Here is an 18,103-nt window from a genome sequence, read left to right on the forward strand (position 1 = left end):
GGCCCTGGTGGCGATACAGATCCTGGTCACCGATGAGGACCTCACCGTTCAGGGCGACCCCCTCGACGACTGGACCAGCCTGGACGTGACGCAGCGTTTCAACGAGCCCGGGTCCGGCAGCATCCAGCTTGTCGCTCACCCGTACGTCATGGAGCAGCTGCAGCCCGGGCGGCGGCTGGTCGTCATCCGCGACGGCGCCGTGTGGATGGCAGGCCCGGTCGAGGTCCCGCAGCAGTACTCATGGGGAGTCGGCAGCGGGGGCGAGCGGCCGCCCGGTACGGTCACCGTCTATCTCAGCGACGACCTCGCCCGGGTGGCCGGCTACCTAACGTGGCCAGACCCGGCGGCGGCCTGGTCCGCGCAGCCGGACACCGCCCGGCAGATCACCAGCACCAACGCCGAGACCATCATCCGCACCCTGATCAGCGAGAACTGCGGGCCGGCTGCGGCGGCGGCCCGGCAGATCCCGAACTTCGCGCTCGCGACCGCGGCAGGGGTGGGCACGACCACCAGCGTCACCACCCGGTTCGAGGGACTCCTCGCCGCCTGCCGGCGGGTGGCCATCGACGGCGGCAACCTCGGGTTCCGCACCCGGCAGACCAGCAGCCAGATCGAGTTCGAGGTGTACGCGCCGCAGGACCTGACGGCGACCGCCCGGTTCAGCGAGGGCCTGGGCAACCTGCGCGCCCTCACCTACAAGCAGTCCGCGCCGACGGTCACACACGCCCTGGTCACGGGCTCCGAGCAGGCCACCCCCCGCACCTACGTGGAAGTCGCGGACAGCACGGCTGCCTCCACGTGGTGGCGCGTTGAGCAGCTCGTCAACGGCACCGCCGACGACGACACCAACGGGGAGCTCAGCCAGGACGGGACGGAGGCGCTCGCCGAGGGAGCCCAGCCCGTGGAGCTGTCGACGGAGACCGTCGACACGGCGGACCTGCGGGCGGGCCGGGACTACGGGCTCGGGGACCAGGTGACAGTGGTCCTGCCGACCGGGCTGGAGGTAGCGGACATCGTGCGGTCGATCCGGCTGCAGGCCACGCCCGAGACGGGCGAGTACGTGACATCGCTGGTGGGGTCGCCGGAGGCCACATCCGACCCGCAGATGGTGCGGCTGGTACGCGAGCTGGGCCGCAGGCTCGGCCGCCTGGAAGCGAGGTAGGTAGCAGCATGGCTCAGGACTCCTGGCCGTCCCCGAATCACAACAGCAGGAACGTCACCGACAGCGAGTACGAGCAGATCGCCGCCCGCTTCTCGGACGACGGGGTGGACGGGTCACCGGCGGACACTGCGGTCGTGTCGGCCGGGGTCGGCCTGCAGGTGGTAGTGCGCTCGGGGGTGTACGCGTCGGTTCGCGGCCACGCCTGGTACTCGGGGGCGGTCGATGACACCCTCGCCATCGCCTCCAACAGCAGCGGGTCGACGCGGGTGGACCGGGTGGTGCTGCAGCTGGACCGGGCGACGTGGGACGTGCGCGCGGTCGTGGTGCAGGGCACGCCTGGGTCCGGGGCTCCGGCGCTGACGCAGGACACGGGCTCGTCGGGCGAGTACGAGATCCCCCTCGCGCAGGTCACGGTGCCGGATGCTGCGGCGTCGGTGACGGTGGCCCGGGATGAGCAGTACGTCGGCGGCCGGTCGCGGCCGTGCACGTCGTCGACTCGGCCGCCGCACCCGCGGCGCGGGGACCAGATCTACGAGACGGACACGGGCCGCTGGTACGGGTGGACGGGCGCGTCGTGGGTGCTGACCTACGAGGACACGGGCGAGGTCGCGCTGGGGGCGGGCTACTCGTCGTGGCAGGACCAGGGCAGCGCGGTGGGCCGGCGGATCGGCAACACGGTGACGCTGCGCATCTCGAAGATCCGGAAGAACGCCTACCTGCGGCGGGACGATGCGGCGTCGCTGCTGGCTCAGGTGCCCGCGACGCTCCGGCCGGTGGCCAGGAACCACTACTACGCGTGCCAGTTCTCCAACGGCGCCTCGGGCCGGGTGGAGGTGCTGACCGACGGCGGCATGTGGGTGCACTACCTGTCCGCGGATGTCAGTCCGGACATCACGTTGAGCCTGACCATGACCTACCTGCGGTACTGAGAGGTGACGATCTGTGGCTAGGCATCGGTTCGGCGGCATCGCCGACTACGTGATCTCCCGCGGTACCGACGACGTGGCGACACTCGAACCCGGCACCGTAGTGACCTGCTGGAACGCCTCGTCCGGCGGGACGCAGTACACCGACCTCACCGAGGTCGACGGGGTCACACCGATCGTGACCCTCACCGCCGATACCGAGGGCGCGGTGCCCGAGTTCATGGGCCCGGACGGGGTGCGGTCGCTGTACCTGGACGCCAACGGCGGGTCCGGGCCGCGGCGACGCAGCGTCGCCACGGACATCGGCGAGGACCTGACGGACGTGGAGTCCGACATCACCGCCCTCCAGGGCAGCCTGCTCGACAAGACCACGATCGCCGCGAAGGGCGATCTGCTGGTCGGTACGGCGGCGGCGACGGCGGCCCGGGTGGGTGTGGCGTCGGACGGGATGCTGCTGGTGGCGGACTCGCTCCAGGCGGCGGGGGTGCGGTGGGGGGCGGGGTGGCGGCGCCGGGACCTGCCGGATCCGCTGCTGGCGGACGCGGTGTCGGCGGAGGCGCCGACCATCACGGTGACGCAGCAGTCGACCTCGACGATCGCGTCGGCGCAGGCGCTGCTGCCGCCGGACACGGGCCCGTTCCTCTACCTGGGCGCGGGCGACTTCGAGTTCGGGGCGGCGTTCCCGGACACGACGCTGTACCTGCCGACTTCGAGGTACCCCAACACGTACTCGTCCGGACAGTCGAACTGGGCGGTCGAGTTCGCCACCGACGCGGCCGAGTTCGAGATCATGTTCAAGTACATCTCCTCTGCCACGAAGTACCGGCTCACCGTCGATGGGCGGAAGGTCACCGATCTCGCACAGCTCACCGGGGCAAGCTCCGCGGGATCCCGCCACGTGCTGAAGGTCGCGTTCGCAAGCGCCACCCCGCGGCGCATCCGGTTCGACTTCACGACGATGCCGTTCGGTGGCCTCTACCTGGAGCCGGGCGCGACGGCGTGGCGGCCGACCTCGCAGGGCGGCCGGCTCGGGGTCCTCGGGGACAGCATCAGCGACGGCTCGTCGGAGAACACCGGCGCGGGCATCGGCACCTGGGTCTACCGGGCCGGGCGGCTGCTGGGCTGCACGGACGTGTGGGACCAGGCCCGGGGCGGCACCGGCTACATCACCCCCGGCAGCTACACGACGTTCGCGAACCGGGTCGCCGGGGACATCACACCCTACGACTTCGACCGGCTGATTGTGTGGGGCGGCTACAACGACTCCGGCGGCGACCAGGGTGCAATCGGTACCGCGGCGGAGGCGCTGTACGGACAGCTGCTCGGCGAGGTCGTGCCGGGTGGTGAGGTGGTCGTGATCGGCTGCTGGTCGCCGGTCGGGAGCCCGCCGGACCCGGGGACGCTGCGGAGCACGGACGCGACGCTGAAGGCGGCGGCGCTGGCCGCGGGGGTGCCGTTCATCTCGCCGATCACCGGGGAGGTCTACAGCGCGACGGGCGTGCTGCTGGATTCCCAGGGCGAGTGGATCACCACGGAGAACGCGTCCTCGTACGTCGGTGGGGACGGGGTCCACCCGACCGACAACGGCCACGCCTACCTGGCGCGCCGGATCGTGGAGGCCCTCAAGGTCCTCATGCCCGCCTGAGCCTCGCCCAACTGCCGCCCCGCCGCCACCCGAGCGCCGGGGCTTCCTCATGCCCCAAGGAGGGCCTCATGGCCTACGACCTCGACATTCCGAACCGGTTCACCTACCACCCGCCGCACGGCGACCAGGCGCAGAGGTACGAGCGCCTGCGCGCCGCTGGCCGTGAGTTCGCTGAGCTGCTGGCCGAGCTGTGTCCCTCGTCGTCGGAGCTGTCGCGTGCGGTGGCACACGTGGACGAGGCAGTCATGAACGCCAACGCCGGCATCGCACGGCACAGCTGAGGAGGGCCCATGGACTTCGTCTCACGCTCAGATCTGGGGCTCCCCCCGACCAGTCCCGCGGCGTACCTCGCGTCGACGCGGGGGGTGAAGGTCCACTACCTCGGCACGGCCTACACCTCCCGGGCGCACGACGGGTGCGCGGCCTACGTGCGGCAGGTGCGGTCCGCGCATCTGGCGAACACCGCCGAGAACTATGTGGACGTGGCGTACAACCTGCTGGTGTGCGAGCACGGCGCGGTGTTCGAGGGGCGGGGCGCGCACCGCCGCTGCGGGGCCAACGGCAGCGCGGAGCTCAACCGCGCGCACTACGCGGTGTGCGCGCTGCTCGGCTCCTCCGGCCTCACCGAGCCGCCCGACGCGATGCTGCGCGGCCTGCGGGACGCCATCGACTACCTGCGCCGCGAGGGCGACGCGGGCGACGAGGTCCTCGGCCACCGCGACGGGCACCCCACCTCGTGCCCCGGGGAGCCGCTGCACGCGTGGGTGCGGGCCGGGGCCCCGCGACCTGCCGACCCCACACCCGCCCCGGCCCCGCCGCCGGACCCTGACCCTGTCGAGGAGGACCTGATGCCCGTACCCGCTGTGCTGCTGGAGTCCCTGCCGGGCGGCCCCGAACTCCCCGGGGGTGAGTGGCTGGAGCTGCCGGCCGCGAAGGACACCGTGATCCTGCGGGGGCCGTGCGTGTACGCGGTCACCGCCACGGTCGCCCTCACCGGGGTGCCGGCGGGCGCCCGGCCGCGGCTCATGTTCAGCCACGTCGACATCGCGACGCGGCGCCGGTACCGGCGGCTGGCGGTGGATCTGCCGCAGCGCGCGGGGGAGGTGACAGGGCAGGTGTCGGCTTCCGGCCGACTGCCCCGCGGCCAGTACCTGAAGGTCCAGGCCCTCGCCGAGCTGGGCGGGGTGTCTGTGTCGCATCGCACGATCGAGGGCCTGTACTGGCCGGAAGGATGACCATCATGAATCTGCTCGCATCCGCACTTCGCACCCTGGTCCCGCTGCTGGTGGGCTGGGTAGTGACCGTGACCGAGGCGCTCGGTATCGAGGTCGACTCGGTGGCGGTGGCCGGCGGCGTGATGGCCGCGGTGACCGCGGCCTACTACCTGCTGCTCCGCCTCGCCGAGCAGCTGGCCGAACGGCTGGAGTGGGAACCGCTGCGGCTGGCGGCGGGGGTGCTGTTGGGCTGGGCCCGGCCGCCGTCCTACGAGGCGCCGCCGCCCGCGGGGACTATGCGCGTGCACCTCAACGCGGACACGTTCGCTGAGGAGCTGCGCGAGGCGATCCGCCGCAACATCTACCTCGGGGACCGCTCGTGACGCCGTCCCCAACCGGGATACCCGCGGTGGATTTCCTGCTGGTGTGGGGTGGTGCGGCGACGGTGCTGGGCGGGGCGGCGACGATGGCGTGGCGGTCGGTCGCGGGCGCCCGCCGTCTCGCCGGCCGCCTGAACGAGGTGATCGACGACTGGTCCGGCACGCCGCCGCGACCCGGGGTCCCGGCCCGGCCGGGGGTGATGGAGCGGCTGGGCGGGATCGAGCAGCGCCTCACCGCGGTCGAGCACGAGCTGAACCCCAACTCCGGGGCGAGCCTGCGGGACGCCGTGGACCGCGTGGACATCCGCACCGCCCGACTCTGCCCCGAGGAGGCCGATTAGGCGTGGAGTGGTCCTCGGTCGGCCCTCTCCGCGCGAGCGGAGGTGACCCGGACTGCCGCGACAGGACGTGCGGTGCACACGAGGGGCCGGCCTGCGTGACCTGTTGCCCGCGCGAGCGGTGTGATTCCGCCCCCTGCCCTCCCCTCATGGGGAGAGTGGGGGCGGTTTCGTCATGTCGGTGCCTGGCCGGATCGTGCGCCCTGCCCGGGGCGGCCGCGGTGGGCGGACTGGACGTCGTCGGCCGGGTACAGGGCCTGTGCGCGACGGCTGACCGGGTGCGGGCGGAACTCGGCCGGGCCGATGCCCCACCGGCCGAGCTGGCGCCGGGCGCTGGCCGGCTTGATGCCGAGGTACTCGCTGACCTGGTCGATGGTCCACAGCTCAGGCATAGGTGGCGGCCAGGGCGTCGCGGATCTCCTGGGCGGTCTCGTCGGAGATGACGAGCCAGTGGTCGCGGTCGAGGTCGCTGGGGTTGTAGGCGTCGAGCTCGGGGCGGGCGGGGCGGCGGTGGAGGATGATGCCCTCGCCGTCGGCGGCGATGAGGTCGTCGAGCATGGCGTGGATGGCGTTGTGGGCGTCCTGGCGGCTGAGGTTGTGGGCCTCCTGGATGTCGTCGAGGAGGTCGTAGGTGGCGATGGTGCGGCCGTGGGTCTGGGCGTAGATCTCGGTGGTCATGGTGTCTCCCTGGTGGGCGGTGGTCCCTGACACCCATAACTTTGCCGCACGTGCGGCAAAGTGTCAAGGCGTCACATCACCGCCACCTTCAGTGCTACCGTCGACTCGGCCCCCGCAACGGGGCACTGCTCCCCGCACGCGCGGGGATGACCCGTCGATGACCTCGGCTGATGCGCTGAGTCCCGACTGCTCCCCGCTCCCGCGGGGATTCGCTTCGCCCCCTGTCCTCCTTCGGGAGGGCAGGGGGCGGTTTCGTCATGCCCGGACACCCCCTGACAGTGCCGCGCGCTACGCTGTCGGCATCGCCTCCGGGTCCCGACACCCGGAGGCGCCTCTACTGTCGGGAGTAGATCATGGAACGCTGGAAGCTCACGTACGTCAACCGCAGCGCCATGCTCGGCGAGGTCCCCGCCGTAGCGCGCGTGCACGAGACGGACGCCGCCACCGAGGGACTCGACGAGCAGACCATCGTCGACATGCTGCACCACATCATCGACGAGCACACCGACGGCGCCGGGGTCCTCACCGAAGCCGAGAAACTCGGGACCTAGGACCGTCTCTCCGCGTCCTCCAGTCGCGCCCGGTAGTAGGCGTGGTCCCGCGGGTATTCCGCCAGCACGTCAAGGACGTCCCGGATCCCCGCCGCCGCGGTCGCCCAGTCCCGGCACGCGTAGGCCACGTCCGCGGCCTGGAGGCGAGCCCGGGCGGGGGTAAGCCAGTACAGCCAGCCCGGCCGCTCCTCCACATCCGGCGCCCGCTCGGCCGCCGCCACCGCCTCATCCGCCAACGCGCGGGCACGGTCCCGCTCGCCAGCCGCGGCCGCCGCCATCGCCGTCGTGTGGGCGGCCACCGCCGCCGCGGCCGGCGACAGCCCGGGGTGCTGGCGGGCGGCCTCCGCGGTGCGCAGCGCCCGCACGGGGTCGGTGCGCTGGAGGCTGTAGTGGGCGCGGATCCGGTACACCCAGGACGCCATGTCGGTGTGCCCGCCGTCGACGGCCCAGCCGTGCGCCATGTCGACCCAGGCGAGCGCCGCGGCGTGCTGCTGCTCGCGCCAGGCGACCCAGGACAGCCAGTGGGCGTGCTCGGCGGCGAGGAGGAGCAGCCGGTCCGCGGCAGGTCCGGAGGCGCCGGGGAGGAGGCGGGTGACGGCGTCGAGCTGGGAGCGGACGACCGGCCACAGCACGGCGCCCTCCTCATGGTCGTCGGCCCTGCGTTGGGTGGCGAGGACCTCGCTGATCCAGCGGGCCGTTCGGAGGTCGGTCCGTCCTGCCTGGTGCGCGTGCGCGATCCTGGCGCGGAGTTCTCCGGATGGCTCCCACTGCCCGTACAGGTCGCTCTGGCCTGCGTCGACGAGTTCTCTCGGCACCTGTAGCCCCTCGGTGATGCGGGCCCGTACCGCCGCGGTCTTGACCTGGCGGCGGCCGGACTCGATGGCGGAGATGTGGGGCTGCGGCATCCCGACGAGCGTCTCCAGGGCCTGCTGGGTGAGGCCGGCGGCGCGTCTGTACTCGCGGAGGATCGCAGCCCAGTCCGCGCGGGCCCATGCGGCTCGGAGGCGGACGTCCGTCCAGGGTGCCTGACCTGCCATGCCGGGAATATACGCCCGCGGCGCCCGGGACTGTATGGGAACCGGCCCAGCTCACCCCGACGATGGCGGAGTCGGTTTCCGAGTCGGGTCGGAGAGAGCCATGACGATGATGCTGGCGGTGCACCAGGTGCGCCGCGATGGACGTGCCCTGCGGCTGCGGGGGGTGAGTGTCCGATGACGGTGCCGCCGCCTGTGGGCCCGCCCGTGACGTGGCTGGCCGCCCGCGCCCTGGCCGGGCCTCCGGAGCCGCCGCTGTCGGAGCGGCAGCGCCGCGGCCGGCAGTGCGCGGACTGCGCTGTCGAGCTGACCGCTGCCACCGCCCGGCCGTTGCCACGCCGCTTCCCGCTGCGGGTGTGCGTCCGCTGCCACAGCGTGAGGTACGGCGGATGACCGTCCCCGCGGCCGCCGTGCCGCTCCCCGCCTACGAGACGCTCACCAACCTCCAGCGGTACGGCTTGGACTGCGCCTTCTGCGGCGCGCAGCTCCGGCCGGGGACCGCGGTGTCGCTCGGCTGGCACCGCCACCAGGCCGCACCCGGCACCCGAGTCGCGTGGACGCCCCGCGCCTGCCGCGGCTGCCACACCGCAAGGAGCAGCCGGTGACCGCGGATGCCGAGCCCCTGCCCGCCCTCCCGCGGACCGTCTCCGGCCTGTCCTGGGACGTGTACCACGGCCGCGCCTGCGTGTGGTGCGAGGTCCTGCTGATGGAGCCCGGCGCCCTGCCGGTGGCCCGCATTGAGCACCGCGACGGCGTCCACGACCTGTCGACCACCGTGTGGGGCTGCGCCCCGTGCTGCACGGCCCGCGGCGTCGGGGAGGCGCCGTGACCTACCCGGTGCGCCGCTGGTGCGTGCACTGCGGCCGGCCGATCGAGGGCGAGGCGGTGGTGATCCCGGGGTTCTCCGCGTCGGGCGCCCGCCCGGACGCCTACCGGCACCCCACCTGCCGACCCCCGGCCGCCCCGCGGCCGCACACCTACCCGACCGGCCCCACCGGCCGCTGACCCCCGCTACCGAACAGAGAGTCCGCAGACGCATGATCCAGACTGTCCACCCGGGCGACCTGCGCCCCACCGACACGGTCCTCTGCGAAGCGTGCTGGACCGAGCAGGTCCAGTGCCTTCGCCTGCACCCGCACGGCCGTGACCTGCTCTGCCGGGCCTGCGCCGAGAGCGGCTGCCCGCCCAGGGTCGAGCTGTTCCCGCCGCTGGGGATCTACGGCGTGACGTACCGCAGGCTCGGCGAGCCGTACCTTGCGGACAAGCACCGCGGCCCGGGCGCGCCGCAGACGCCTCCGAACCCGGGGCCGCCCCTGCCGAGCCCGGCACCGCAGCCGACTCCGGGCCGCCCCCCGGTGTAGCAGACCGCCCCGGCCGGCATCCGTCCCCCTGGCCGACCGGGGCCCTACCGCACCAGCTCCGCGAGGTCGACGCCGACCGCGTCGGCGATCAGGATCAGGGTGTCGATACGGGCGGCGGCGTGGCCCTGCTCGATGCGGTTGAGGGTGTGCCGGGCCATGCCGATGCGGAGGGCGAGCGTCTCCTGCGTGAGGTTGGCGTGGAGGCGGGCCGCGCGGATCTGGTCGCCGATGGCCCGGCGGCGGGCGAGGACCCAGGCGGGGCTGTCGGTGGGGCGTGGCACTGGTCCACGCTCGCGGCGCCCATGATCGTTTGTCTGTACAGCAAGCTGTACTTTTTGCGATCAAGGAGATCGTTGACATATAAACGGAACGGATCGTTCCGCGAGCTGGCGCGGCGGCAGCACTCACCCCCCAGGTGAGCCTCCGCGCCAAAGAGCCCCGGCAGGCCTGCCTGCCGGGGCTCACCCCTGCTCAGCGGTCTCCGAGTTCCCCAGCCCCGCGCTGGATCCAGACCTCGCTGCGCACCATGCGCGTGAGGAGCCACGTCATGTCCGCGGTCAGCAGGAAGCTGGCGTGGTTCTCGTGGACGAGCCACTGGTGCTCGTTGGGCCGTTCGAGGGACAGGCACAGCAGGCCCTCGGGCAACTTCCCGCCCGGGTCCAGCTCCCAGCTGGCGCGAAGGATCCGGCGAGGGTGTGTGCGGTTCTCGGGGGTGTCCGGTAGCCGGTACCACTGCCCCGTGGCGAACATCGGCGCCTGCGCCCCGCCAAGGGCGTCCAGTAGCTCCTGCGTTGCGTGGCCGCGCTCGACGACGACAGCGACGCTGTTGGGTTCGGAACCGGGCCGAATGTCCGCAACGCGGCCCTTGAGCTCGCCAGGTTGCGCGAACCGGTAGTACGAGGTGATCAGGTCAGACACCGCAGCCCTCCGATCCGAAGCGGGCCCACACGCCGGCGCGGACGAGGGCGGTGAGGCGCTCGGTCATCTCGGCGACGAGCTCGGGGCTGGCTTCCCCGTCGCGGATCAGCCAGACGTGCTCCCCGTTGCGCTCGACCGGGAGGCAGAGGCGGCCGTCGGGCAGCTTGTGGGCCGGTACGAGCTCCCATCGGGCGCTGTGAACAGTGGGTGCGGGTTCGTCGGTGTCGCCGGGGCTCTGCCGCATCCATTCGCCCGTTTCCAGAATGGCGGTCTGCTCGCGCGCAAGGGCGTCGAGAAGGCGCTGGCGGGCGTGGCCGGGGCGCACGACGACGGTAGCGATGCCGGGGGTGTCGAGGATGGTGACAACGTGTCCTGGGGGGATCTCGTCGTCGTGTTCAGCGAATCGGTAGACCGCTTTGGTGACCTGGTACAAGGCACTCCTCCCCGTTCCGGCGCAGCTCGCAATAGGCACGCCAGTTCGATCCAGCGTGCGGCCGGAACCTTCGTCCACCCCCCAGGTGGAGCACCATCATGCACAGGTAGTTGGCTGATTTCATCCGGTGACAGGCGAGAATTTGCTGACACCCCATCAAGTTCCGCTCAGCGGTTGCGGAACTCCTCGATAATCTCCAGAACCTTCCGCCTGTCTTCCTCGCTCAGCTCCTCGGCGTGATGGACAATCGTCCTCACCGTCGCGTCCGACGTGTAGAACACATCACGCTCGAACCACTGCCCGATCGCCGCATCCTGGACCGCCCGCATCGGCAGCTCGAGACCCGCTGCCAGCGCGCGCAGCTCCGCCGGCGTCGGAGCCTTCGCCTTCGTGCCACTCAGTAGGTTCTGGAGGGTGGCGCGAGTCCAGAGCGGTCCAGTCCTGCTCTCGCCTTTGGGCTGGAGTTCGGGGTGTGGATCGATGGTGCGTGCGGCGAGGGTGCGGACGCTGATCCCGAGTTCTGTCATGCGCTCACGGGTGAGGTCCGTCAGGTCGGTGCGCGCTGCCTCGCGATCGGTCGTCATCTTCCAGCCCCTCGTCGTGACCCGTTCAGTGATGCTGTCAGTGTCCAGGTTTTTGGCCACTGTGCGCTACCCCGGGTGTGGGCCGCTGGGGCTGGCGGGTCCACCGCTGGGAAACAAATGGGAAATGATCAAGGTGAGGGATCTTCAGGTGCCTCTAGATATCTCTAATAATCTCTACCCTGTGCATCCCCTCCCGGATCGCAGTCCCCCCTGCGGACGTGATCGTGCCGCACTGACCTCTGAGCCTCGCCAGTGCGGCACGACGCCGGAGAATCGGGTCTGACCTGCGTATTTGCTACAGGGCCTCTGCGCCCGGCTTCACCATGCCGCGGACCGTGCGGGACTTCACGAAGTCCCCGAGCGCCGTCATCTCCCACTCGCCGGAGAACTGGCGGATCAGTTTGCACATCATCACGCCCGTCTGGGGCTGGGCGCTCGTGAGGTCGAAGCGGACCAGTTCCTCGCCCGTCGCGGTGTCCATCAGGCGGCAGTACGCCTTGGCCACCTCCGTGAACTTCTGCCCCGTGAAGGAGTTCACGGTGAACACCAGACCCGTGGCCTCCGCCGGCAGCCGGCCCAGGTCGACCGTGATGACCTCGTCGTCACCGGCGCCCTCGCCCGTGAGGTTGTCACCGGAGTGCCTGACGGAACCCCCCAGGATGGTCAGCTTCCCGAAGTAGCAGCTGTCCAGGTGGTTGCGCTGCGGCCCGTACGCGATGACCGACGCGTCCAGGTCGATGGCCTTGCCCCGGTACGCGGGCTCCCAACCGAGGCCCATGCTCACCTGGGACAGCAGGGGGCGGCCGCCCTTCACCAGGGACACGGTCTGGTTCTTCTGGAGGTTCACCCGGCCCTTGTCCAGGTTGATCTTGCCCGAGCCCGGCGGCGGGGCCGGTGCCTGAGCCGGCGCGGGGGCGGCGGGGGCGGCCGCAGGCGCGGGCGCCGCCACCGGTGCGGGCGCCGGGGCGGGCGCGGCCGCTGGGGCCTCGTCCACCGTCACGCCGAAGTCCGTGGCGATCCCGGCCAGCCCGTTCGCGTACCCCTGGCCCACCGCACGGGCCTTCCACGCCCCGCCCCGCCGGTACACCTCCATCACGACCAGCGCCGTCTCCGCGCCGAGCTGCGGCGGGGTGAACGTCGCGAGGACGGCGCCGGTGTCCGCGTCCCGCAGGGTCGCCGTCGGCTCGATGCCCTGGAAGGTCTGACCGGCCGCGTCGGGGCTGGCGGTGACGACGATCCTGTCGATGTCGGCCGGCACCGCCGCCGTGTCGACCGCGATCGCGTCGGGAGCCGCGCCGCCGCCCGGCCGGTGGCCCACGCCGGGGCCCGACGGCTGGTTGTAGAAGATGAAGTCGCCGTCGGAACGCACCTTGCCCGCGGGTGTGAGCAGCAGGCCCGACACGTCGAGCCGTACCGGGGCGGACACGTCGACCACCACGCGCGCGGAGGACAGGGGGATGTTCGAGCCTGGGGTCATAGCTGTCATGTGAGGCGTAACGATCGGGTCCGCTTTGCCGTTCCCTTACCCTGGCGACCCGTGACTGGAAGGACCACTTTTCATACGGGGGACGTGGACGAGGCGCGGCGGGAGATCGCCGCGCGGTTCTACGCCAATTTCATGGACGTGATCGAGGAGGGCGGCGGAGCGGGGGGCCGGCGGTTCGCGGCGCACTTCGACACGGTCCGGTACGGGCCCCTGGTGGTCGGCGACATGCGCTGCGGCGCCGACGTGCGGATGCGGTTCGGGGACCTCGGCGCCTACCACGTGAACGTGCCGCTCACCGGGCGGCTCGAACTGCGGCAGGGGCGCGGCCCGGCGCTGGTGGCGACCCCGGAGTGCGGCACCGTGCTGAACCCGTCCGGCTGCGTCGTCGTGGACCGCTGGGCGGGGGACTGCCGGGTGGTCGCCGTGAAGGTCGAGGCGGCCGCGCTGCGGTGCCGGCTGGAGGAGCTGCTGGGGCAGGTGCCGCGGCGCGGCCTCGCCCTGGCGTCCGCGCTGGACCTCACGCACGGGCACGGGCGGGACTGGGCGGCGCTGGTGCGGCGGCTCGCCGCCGACGCGGGGGACCCGCACGGGCTCGCCGGGCACCCCTGGTCGCCCGGCCCCTCCAGGACGCGCTGCTGACCGGGCTGCTGCTGGCGGCCGGGCATCCGTACCGGGACGAGCTCGACCGGCCCGCGGCGCCGCTGCGCCCGGCACCCGTCAAGCGGGTGATGGACGCGGTGCGCGACCGGCCGGAGCACCCCTTCACCACGACCGAGCTGGCCGCCCTCGCCCGCGTGAGCGCCCGGCGGCTCCAGGAGTCCTTCCGCGCCCACGTGGGGACCACGCCGATGGGGTACGTCCGCGACATACGGCTGGAGCGGGTGCGCGACGAGCTGCGCGCGGCCGAACCGGGCGGCGGGCTCACGGTGAGCGAGGTGGCGTGGCGGTGGGGGTTCACGCACCTGGGCCGGTTCGCGGCGAGTTACCGCGACCGGTTCGGTGAGGCCCCGTCACAGACCCTCCAGGCCCGGCCGCCCGCCCGCTGACCCGCTCCGGGGTCCGGCTGCGCCCCCGTGCCGGACCGCACGGACCTCCCCGGACCCGCGGGGCCGTACGCCCGCGGCGACGCGTGTTCGCGGGCCCTCAGATCCTCACATCCTCAGGTCCTCAGGTCTTCAGGGCCTCAGGTCCTCAGGTCCTCAGGTCTTCAGGGCCTCAGCTCTTCAGCTCGTCAGGTCTTCAGGGCCTCAGGGCCGCGGATTCGCGGGGGCTGTACGCCCCCGGTGAGGCGCGCCCGCGGGGTGGGGCCGTGTCCCCGCCTTCGGAGGCACACCGCGGGGGGCCGTGCACGCACAGGGCCGTGCCTCCGGGCCCGTGCGCCCGAGGTCTGCGCGCCCCGCCATCGGGCCACGTGCCGCAGGGTCGTGCGGCCGTACGCCGACGGGGGCGCCCTTCCGTACGCCCCGTGTGCTTCGACCTGCCGCGCTTTGCGGACCGGGTACCGCGTGAAGTGGATCAACGGGTGCCGTCCGGGCCTCTAGGGTCACTTGCGACGCGGGCGTGGTTGTGTCTGTCCCCCGTGGGTGCACCGCCCCCGCGCCGCAGGTCCGGCCGGGCCGACCCCCCGAGCAGCCCGGCCGGACCCGTCTCCCCGTCAGTGCGGCCACAGGTCCGGCGCGGTGCAGAAGTGCCCGCCCACGCGGGTCTGGCCGGGATCGGCGTCGTCGAGTTCGCCCTGCTCCGCGAGGAGCCTCTCCGCGTACCGCTCCGCATCGTCCTGCGGTTCGTACCCGAGCGCCCGCGCCGACGACAGGTCCCACCACAGGCGGGTGTTGGCGGACGAGCCGTACACGACGGTGTGGCCGACGCCCTCCGCCGTGAGCGCCGCGTGGAAGAGCCGGGCGGCGTCGGCGGGGCTGAGCCAGAGCGACAGCATCCGCACCGACGTCGGCTCCGGTTGGCAGGAGCCGATGCGCACGGAGACGGTCTCCAGGCCGTGCCGGTCCCAGTAGAGCTGGGCGAGGTCCTCGCCGAAGCACTTGGACAGGCCGTAGAACGTGTCCGGGCGGTGCGCGGTGCCGACGGCCACCAGCGGGTCGCCTGGGCGGGGGCGGGGGGTGAAGCCGACCGCGTGGTTGCTCGACGCGAAGACGATCCGGCGGACGCCCTCCTCGCGGGCGGCCTCGTAGAGGTGGTGGACGCCCTCGATGTTGGCGCGCAGGATCTGTTCGAACGGGGCTTCCAGGGATATCCCGGCGAGGTGGAGGATCGCGTCGACGCCGCGGACGGCCTCGCGCAGGGCGGCGCGGTCGGCCAGGTCCGCGGTGACGGCGTCCGGCGCGCCGTCGACGGGCACGAGGTCGAGCAGGCGCAGCTCGTGGCCGTAGGCGGGCAGCAGCTCCCGCATGTGGGTGCCGAGGCGGCCGGCGGCGCCGGTCAGCAGGACGGTACGGGGGTGGCGGAAGCAGCCATGGACGGGGTCTCCTCGCGGAAGGTCGGGGCGGCCCGGCTCCGGGACGCGGGCGGGCGGGGCCGTTCGGGCATGGCGCCGGACCGCGGCGGCGGCCGGACCGCGGCGCGGCGGCTTTCGGTGGCGTGCGGCCGTCGCGGTGCGTCGCCGGAGGCGGGGGTGCGCCACCGGGTGCGCGTGCCGGCCGAGCAGCGCCGGCCGGTGCCGCGGGCGGGCAGCCAGCGCGGTGCGGTGCCGCCGGGTGCGCCGGCCGCGTGCGACCGCCAAGCACGACGCCGTGGCCGTCGCCGCAGTCCTGGAGCGACGGCCCGGAGCGACGGCCTGAGTCCGGGCGCCGACAGGCGGTTCAGGCACGTGGACGGGATTCACCTGCGTGGGCACGGTATTGAGCGGCGCTCCGTACCGTCAAGAGCCGCAGCCGTACGACCTCGCCGTTGCGGTTGACCCGCGGTCCAGCGCTGTCCTAGCGTGACGCGCGTTCAGATACCTGGACATTGGTCACCGTCGTGTACGAGTCGATGGTTGCATCCGGGAGAAGCCCGTGACCGCCCCGCCCCTCCAGGCCTCCGCCTTCGTCTACCCCTGGGACGTCCTCGGCGACCCCGCCGCCCCCGACCGCATCGCCGGTCTCGGCGTCCGCCGGGTCGTGCTCGCCTCCGCGTACCACTCGACCCGCGCCCTCACTCCGCGCCACCGCGTCGTCACCGCCGAGTACGCCGCGGTCCTCTACCCGCCGGACGGCGCCCGCTGGGCCGGGCGGGCCCTGCGGCCGCACCCGGCGGGCGACTGGGCCCCGGGCGACGCCTACGGCCGGGCGGCGCGGGCGCTGGAGGCCGCGGGCCTGGAGGTCCACAGCTGGGTGGTCCTCGCGCACAACTCCCGCCTCGGCGCCGAGCACCCCGCGACCTCCGTCGTCAACGCCTACGGCGACCGCTACCCGTGGGCACCCTGCATCGCCCGGCCCGAGGTGCGCGCCTACCTCGTCGACCTCGCCGCGGAGGCGGCCGTGCGGCCCGGGGCGCGCGGCACCGAACTGGAGTCCTGCGGCTGGTACGGCATGGCGCACCTGCACGCCCACGACAAGACCGGCGGCGTCGGGCTCGGGGACACCGCGCAGTACCTGATGTCGCTCTGCTTCTGCGGGGTGTGCCGGGAGGGGTACGCCTCCGAGGGGCTCGCCCCGGACACCCTGGCCGCCGCCGTGCGCGCCGCCCTGGAGCCCGTCTGGGCGGGCGGCGGCGGGACCGGCGCGGGCGGGCCCCACGCGGCGGAGCTGCTCGGCGCCGGCACCGCGGCGGCCGCCCTCGCCTGGCGCACCCGCGCGGCGCGCGCCTTCCAGGAGGCCGCGGTGGCGGCGGTGCGGGCGGCCGCGGAGCCGGGGTTCCGCGTCCTGCTGCACGCCGACCCCGTCCCGTACCGCACGGGTGCCAACCCCGGCGTGGACCCGGCGCACATCCTGGGCGTCGCCGACGGGGTGGTCCTGCCCTGCACGGGCGGCGGCGCGGAAGCCGTGCTCCCGCCGTTCGTCCCGCACGCCCGCCCCGGCACCGTCCTGGCGGCCAACTTCACCGTCGTCACCGGCATGGGCGGCGACCCGGGGAGGCTCGCCCGGGACGCCGCCCGCGCCGCCGCCCTCGGCGCCACCGAACTGCGCCTCTACCACGCGGGCCTGGCCTCGGACCCGGACCTGGCCGCGGTCCGGCGCGCGCTGACCGCCCCCTCCTGAGGGCTCCGCGCGCACCGCCGCCCCGCGTCGGCGGGCCTCCGGCGCCCCGCCCTGCCCGGCTCGGGCGGCGGCGCTTCCTGCGCGGCCTCTGGCACGGCCTGACCCGGCAGGCACCGCCTGGCCCGCCTGTCCGCCGGCGCCCCGCCCCGCCCGGACCCCGTCCCGGTGCCCCGCCCGGCCCCCGTCCCGGTGCCCCGCCCGCGCATGCCCTGGCGCGGGCCGGGCCGCCGCGTGCGGGTCGGCCCGCCGGGCTCCGGTCAGTGCCGCCGCGCCCCGGGTGCCGCCTCCCGGGCCCGGAACGCCCCGGCCCCCCCGCGCCCTGGTCCTCCCGTCCCCTCCCGCCTCCGCCCGCAACTCGCGGGCGGCGCCGGGCTGTTCCGGCCCGGCAGGCCCGTCCGTCGAGTTTTGTCAGAAGCGTTGACGAATACCGGTTGCCGCCCTACGTTCGTCGCCGTCGTACTTCGTACGTCATATATGAGACGCGATACGCGAGATATGAGAGCCGCCCGTATGGCCTTTGCCGCCCCCAGCCCCGTTCCCTCCCGCACCCAGTACGTGCTGGAGGCGATCAAGCACGCCATCCTCACCGGGCAGCTCCCGCCCGGCAGAGCGCTGGTGGAGGCCGAACTGGCCGCGCACTACGGGGTGTCCAAGACACCCGTACGGGAGGCGTTGAAGACCCTCGCCGGGACCGGGCTCGTCGTCATGAGCCAGTACAAGGGCGCCACCGTGCGCACCGTCGACGCCGCCATGGCCCGCGAGGTGTACGACGTGCGGCTGCTCCTGGAACCGGAGGCGCTGCGCCGCACCATCGCGCGGCGCGCCTCCCTGGACGCCGCGGGGGAGGCGCTCGCCACCGCGGACGCCGCCGCCGACCAGGCGGAACGCTCCCTCGCCAACCGGGAGTTCCACCGCGCCCTCTACCTGCCCTGCGGCAATCCGCTGCTGGCCAGGATGCTCGACGAGGTGCGCGACCAGGCCGCGCTGGTCTCCACCGTCGCCTGGAGCGCCCAGCCCTCGTGGCGGCGCGAGGCCGACGAGCACCGCGAGATCCTGCGGCTCGCCCGGGAGGGCGACGCCGACGCGGCCGTACGGGCCCTGCACGACCACATCGCCGGGTTCGTGCGGCAGGCGTTCCCCGACGAGCCCGGGGACGGCGAGGGCGGCGTGCCCGCCCAGCGGTCCTGAACCGCCGGC

Annotated in this window: 25 protein-coding genes; 16 read left to right on the plus strand and 9 right to left on the minus strand. The window is 73.4% G+C overall.

Going from position 1 to position 18,103, the window contains the following annotated elements:
• Positions 1-7: 7 nt before the first annotated feature.
• The 7 genes from L6E17_RS14380 (at position 8) to L6E17_RS14410 (ending at position 5,668) form a co-directional block, all read left to right on the plus strand.
• Positions 8-1,162, plus strand: coding sequence for a siphovirus ReqiPepy6 Gp37-like family protein (locus tag L6E17_RS14380; protein WP_236241170.1), 1,155 nt, complete (start codon positions 8-10; stop codon positions 1,160-1,162).
• Positions 1,163-1,170: 8 nt separating this feature from the next.
• On the plus strand, positions 1,171-2,091 hold the full coding sequence (locus tag L6E17_RS14385; protein WP_236241171.1) for a hypothetical protein: 921 nt from the start codon (positions 1,171-1,173) through the stop codon (positions 2,089-2,091).
• Positions 2,092-2,104: 13 nt separating this feature from the next.
• A complete protein-coding gene (locus L6E17_RS30980; RefSeq protein ID WP_236241172.1) occupies positions 2,105-3,733 on the plus strand; it encodes an SGNH/GDSL hydrolase family protein in 1,629 nt (542 codons plus the stop codon).
• A gap of 68 nt (positions 3,734-3,801) precedes the next feature.
• A complete protein-coding gene (locus L6E17_RS14395; RefSeq protein ID WP_236241173.1) occupies positions 3,802-4,014 on the plus strand; it encodes a hypothetical protein in 213 nt (70 codons plus the stop codon).
• A 9-nt stretch (positions 4,015-4,023) separates the two neighbouring features.
• Positions 4,024-4,968 (plus strand): peptidoglycan recognition family protein, encoded by a 945-nt coding sequence (locus L6E17_RS14400; protein WP_236241174.1) that lies wholly within the window; start codon positions 4,024-4,026, stop codon positions 4,966-4,968.
• Between the two features lie 5 nt (positions 4,969-4,973).
• On the plus strand, positions 4,974-5,330 hold the full coding sequence (locus L6E17_RS14405; protein ID WP_236241175.1) for a hypothetical protein: 357 nt from the start codon (positions 4,974-4,976) through the stop codon (positions 5,328-5,330).
• Positions 5,331-5,356: 26 nt separating this feature from the next.
• Entirely contained in the window at positions 5,357-5,668 is a 312-nt protein-coding gene (locus tag L6E17_RS14410) for a hypothetical protein (RefSeq protein WP_236241176.1), read from the plus strand.
• A 170-nt stretch (positions 5,669-5,838) separates the two neighbouring features.
• Here the strand turns inward: L6E17_RS14410 and L6E17_RS14415 are convergent, their stop codons facing one another.
• Together L6E17_RS14415 and L6E17_RS14420 are read right to left on the minus strand one after the other, a co-directional pair.
• Positions 5,839-6,057, minus strand: coding sequence for a hypothetical protein (locus tag L6E17_RS14415; protein ID WP_236241177.1), 219 nt, complete (start codon positions 6,055-6,057; stop codon positions 5,839-5,841).
• On the minus strand, positions 6,050-6,343 hold the full coding sequence (locus L6E17_RS14420) for a hypothetical protein (protein WP_236241178.1): 294 nt from the start codon (positions 6,341-6,343) through the stop codon (positions 6,050-6,052). Before L6E17_RS14420 ends, L6E17_RS14415 begins: the two co-directional genes overlap by 8 nt.
• A 353-nt stretch (positions 6,344-6,696) precedes the next feature.
• On the opposite strand from L6E17_RS14420, the gene L6E17_RS14425 reads away from it, so the two are divergent.
• Positions 6,697-6,894, plus strand: a complete 198-nt coding sequence (locus tag L6E17_RS14425) for a hypothetical protein (protein WP_236241179.1) — start codon at positions 6,697-6,699, stop codon at positions 6,892-6,894.
• On the opposite strand, the gene L6E17_RS14430 is transcribed toward L6E17_RS14425, so the two are convergent.
• On the minus strand, positions 6,891-7,931 hold the full coding sequence (locus L6E17_RS14430) for a helix-turn-helix domain-containing protein (RefSeq protein ID WP_236241180.1): 1,041 nt from the start codon (positions 7,929-7,931) through the stop codon (positions 6,891-6,893). The two genes, L6E17_RS14425 and L6E17_RS14430, sit on opposite strands and share 4 nt — an antisense overlap.
• Before the next feature lie 386 nt (positions 7,932-8,317).
• Here L6E17_RS14430 and L6E17_RS14435 point away from each other — a divergent pair, with 386 nt between their 5' ends.
• Genes L6E17_RS14435 through L6E17_RS14450 form a run of 4 tightly spaced genes read left to right on the plus strand, consistent with a single transcriptional unit; the run spans position 8,318 to position 9,289 of the window.
• Entirely contained in the window at positions 8,318-8,533 is a 216-nt protein-coding gene (locus tag L6E17_RS14435) for a hypothetical protein (protein WP_236241181.1), read from the plus strand.
• Positions 8,530-8,757, plus strand: a complete 228-nt coding sequence (locus tag L6E17_RS14440) for a hypothetical protein (protein WP_236241182.1) — start codon at positions 8,530-8,532, stop codon at positions 8,755-8,757. The genes L6E17_RS14435 and L6E17_RS14440 overlap by 4 nt, the downstream gene beginning before the upstream one ends.
• Positions 8,754-8,933, plus strand: a complete 180-nt coding sequence (locus L6E17_RS14445; protein WP_236241183.1) for a hypothetical protein — start codon at positions 8,754-8,756, stop codon at positions 8,931-8,933. The genes L6E17_RS14440 and L6E17_RS14445 overlap by 4 nt, the downstream gene beginning before the upstream one ends.
• A gap of 32 nt (positions 8,934-8,965) precedes the next feature.
• Positions 8,966-9,289, plus strand: a complete 324-nt coding sequence (locus tag L6E17_RS14450; RefSeq protein WP_236241184.1) for a hypothetical protein — start codon at positions 8,966-8,968, stop codon at positions 9,287-9,289.
• A 44-nt stretch (positions 9,290-9,333) separates the two neighbouring features.
• On the opposite strand, the gene L6E17_RS14455 is transcribed toward L6E17_RS14450, so the two are convergent.
• The 5 genes from L6E17_RS14455 to L6E17_RS14475 all read right to left on the minus strand — a co-directional run bounded on the left by L6E17_RS14455 (position 9,334) and on the right by L6E17_RS14475 (position 12,701).
• Positions 9,334-9,570, minus strand: a complete 237-nt coding sequence (locus tag L6E17_RS14455; protein WP_236241185.1) for a helix-turn-helix domain-containing protein — start codon at positions 9,568-9,570, stop codon at positions 9,334-9,336.
• A gap of 190 nt (positions 9,571-9,760) precedes the next feature.
• Positions 9,761-10,207: a hypothetical protein gene (locus tag L6E17_RS14460; RefSeq protein ID WP_236241186.1), complete on the minus strand. Its 447-nt coding sequence runs from the start codon at positions 10,205-10,207 to the stop codon at positions 9,761-9,763.
• Positions 10,200-10,640, minus strand: a complete 441-nt coding sequence (locus tag L6E17_RS14465; RefSeq protein WP_236241187.1) for a hypothetical protein — start codon at positions 10,638-10,640, stop codon at positions 10,200-10,202. Before L6E17_RS14465 ends, L6E17_RS14460 begins: the two co-directional genes overlap by 8 nt.
• A gap of 167 nt (positions 10,641-10,807) precedes the next feature.
• Entirely contained in the window at positions 10,808-11,224 is a 417-nt protein-coding gene (locus L6E17_RS14470; RefSeq protein WP_236241188.1) for an XRE family transcriptional regulator, read from the minus strand.
• 295 nt (positions 11,225-11,519) lie between these two features.
• A complete protein-coding gene (locus tag L6E17_RS14475) occupies positions 11,520-12,701 on the minus strand; it encodes a TerD family protein (RefSeq protein WP_236241189.1) in 1,182 nt (393 codons plus the stop codon).
• A 60-nt stretch (positions 12,702-12,761) separates the two neighbouring features.
• Between L6E17_RS14475 and L6E17_RS14480 the strand changes: the two genes are divergently transcribed.
• Positions 12,762-13,349 (plus strand): hypothetical protein, encoded by a 588-nt coding sequence (locus L6E17_RS14480; RefSeq protein WP_236241190.1) that lies wholly within the window; start codon positions 12,762-12,764, stop codon positions 13,347-13,349.
• A gap of 89 nt (positions 13,350-13,438) precedes the next feature.
• A complete protein-coding gene (locus L6E17_RS14485; RefSeq protein WP_236241191.1) occupies positions 13,439-13,756 on the plus strand; it encodes a helix-turn-helix transcriptional regulator in 318 nt (105 codons plus the stop codon).
• A 608-nt stretch (positions 13,757-14,364) separates the two neighbouring features.
• Here L6E17_RS14485 and L6E17_RS14490 read toward each other — a convergent pair.
• Positions 14,365-15,153 carry an NAD(P)-dependent oxidoreductase gene (locus L6E17_RS14490; RefSeq protein ID WP_268985226.1) on the minus strand — a complete coding sequence of 263 codons (789 nt, stop codon included), beginning with the start codon at positions 15,151-15,153 and terminating at the stop codon, positions 14,365-14,367.
• A 568-nt stretch (positions 15,154-15,721) separates the two neighbouring features.
• Here L6E17_RS14490 and L6E17_RS14495 point away from each other — a divergent pair.
• Entirely contained in the window at positions 15,722-16,906 is a 1,185-nt protein-coding gene (locus tag L6E17_RS14495; RefSeq protein WP_236241193.1) for a hypothetical protein, read from the plus strand.
• 510 nt (positions 16,907-17,416) lie between these two features.
• Positions 17,417-18,094, plus strand: coding sequence for a GntR family transcriptional regulator (locus tag L6E17_RS14500; RefSeq protein WP_236241194.1), 678 nt, complete (start codon positions 17,417-17,419; stop codon positions 18,092-18,094).
• Positions 18,095-18,103: the final 9 nt, after the last annotated feature.

Origin of the sequence: Streptomyces sp. CC228A, from assembly GCF_021390935.1 — a bacterium.
In the GTDB taxonomy this organism is placed as follows: Bacteria; Actinomycetota; Actinomycetes; order Streptomycetales; family Streptomycetaceae; genus Streptomyces.

Bases quoted from the DNA above. Each gene is read 5' to 3' on its own strand.
- L6E17_RS14425 (WP_236241179.1), top strand. From the start codon at position 6,697: ATGGAACGCTGGAAGCTCACGTACGTCAACCGCAGCGCCATGCTCGGC.
- L6E17_RS14475 (WP_236241189.1), bottom strand. From the start codon at position 12,701: ATGACCCCAGGCTCGAACATCCCCCTGTCCTCCGCGCGCGTGGTGGTC.
- L6E17_RS14430 (WP_236241180.1), bottom strand. From the start codon at position 7,931: ATGGCAGGTCAGGCACCCTGGACGGACGTCCGCCTCCGAGCCGCATGG.
- L6E17_RS14405 (WP_236241175.1), top strand. From the start codon at position 4,974: ATGAATCTGCTCGCATCCGCACTTCGCACCCTGGTCCCGCTGCTGGTG.
- L6E17_RS14400 (WP_236241174.1), top strand. From the start codon at position 4,024: ATGGACTTCGTCTCACGCTCAGATCTGGGGCTCCCCCCGACCAGTCCC.
- L6E17_RS14450 (WP_236241184.1), top strand. From the start codon at position 8,966: ATGATCCAGACTGTCCACCCGGGCGACCTGCGCCCCACCGACACGGTC.
- L6E17_RS14385 (WP_236241171.1), top strand. From the start codon at position 1,171: ATGGCTCAGGACTCCTGGCCGTCCCCGAATCACAACAGCAGGAACGTC.
- L6E17_RS14435 (WP_236241181.1), top strand. From the start codon at position 8,318: ATGACCGTCCCCGCGGCCGCCGTGCCGCTCCCCGCCTACGAGACGCTC.
- L6E17_RS14420 (WP_236241178.1), bottom strand. From the start codon at position 6,343: ATGACCACCGAGATCTACGCCCAGACCCACGGCCGCACCATCGCCACC.
- L6E17_RS14500 (WP_236241194.1), top strand. From the start codon at position 17,417: ATGGCCTTTGCCGCCCCCAGCCCCGTTCCCTCCCGCACCCAGTACGTG.
- L6E17_RS14485 (WP_236241191.1), top strand. From the start codon at position 13,439: ATGGACGCGGTGCGCGACCGGCCGGAGCACCCCTTCACCACGACCGAG.
- L6E17_RS14470 (WP_236241188.1), bottom strand. From the start codon at position 11,224: ATGACGACCGATCGCGAGGCAGCGCGCACCGACCTGACGGACCTCACC.
- L6E17_RS14415 (WP_236241177.1), bottom strand. From the start codon at position 6,057: ATGCCTGAGCTGTGGACCATCGACCAGGTCAGCGAGTACCTCGGCATC.
- L6E17_RS14395 (WP_236241173.1), top strand. From the start codon at position 3,802: ATGGCCTACGACCTCGACATTCCGAACCGGTTCACCTACCACCCGCCG.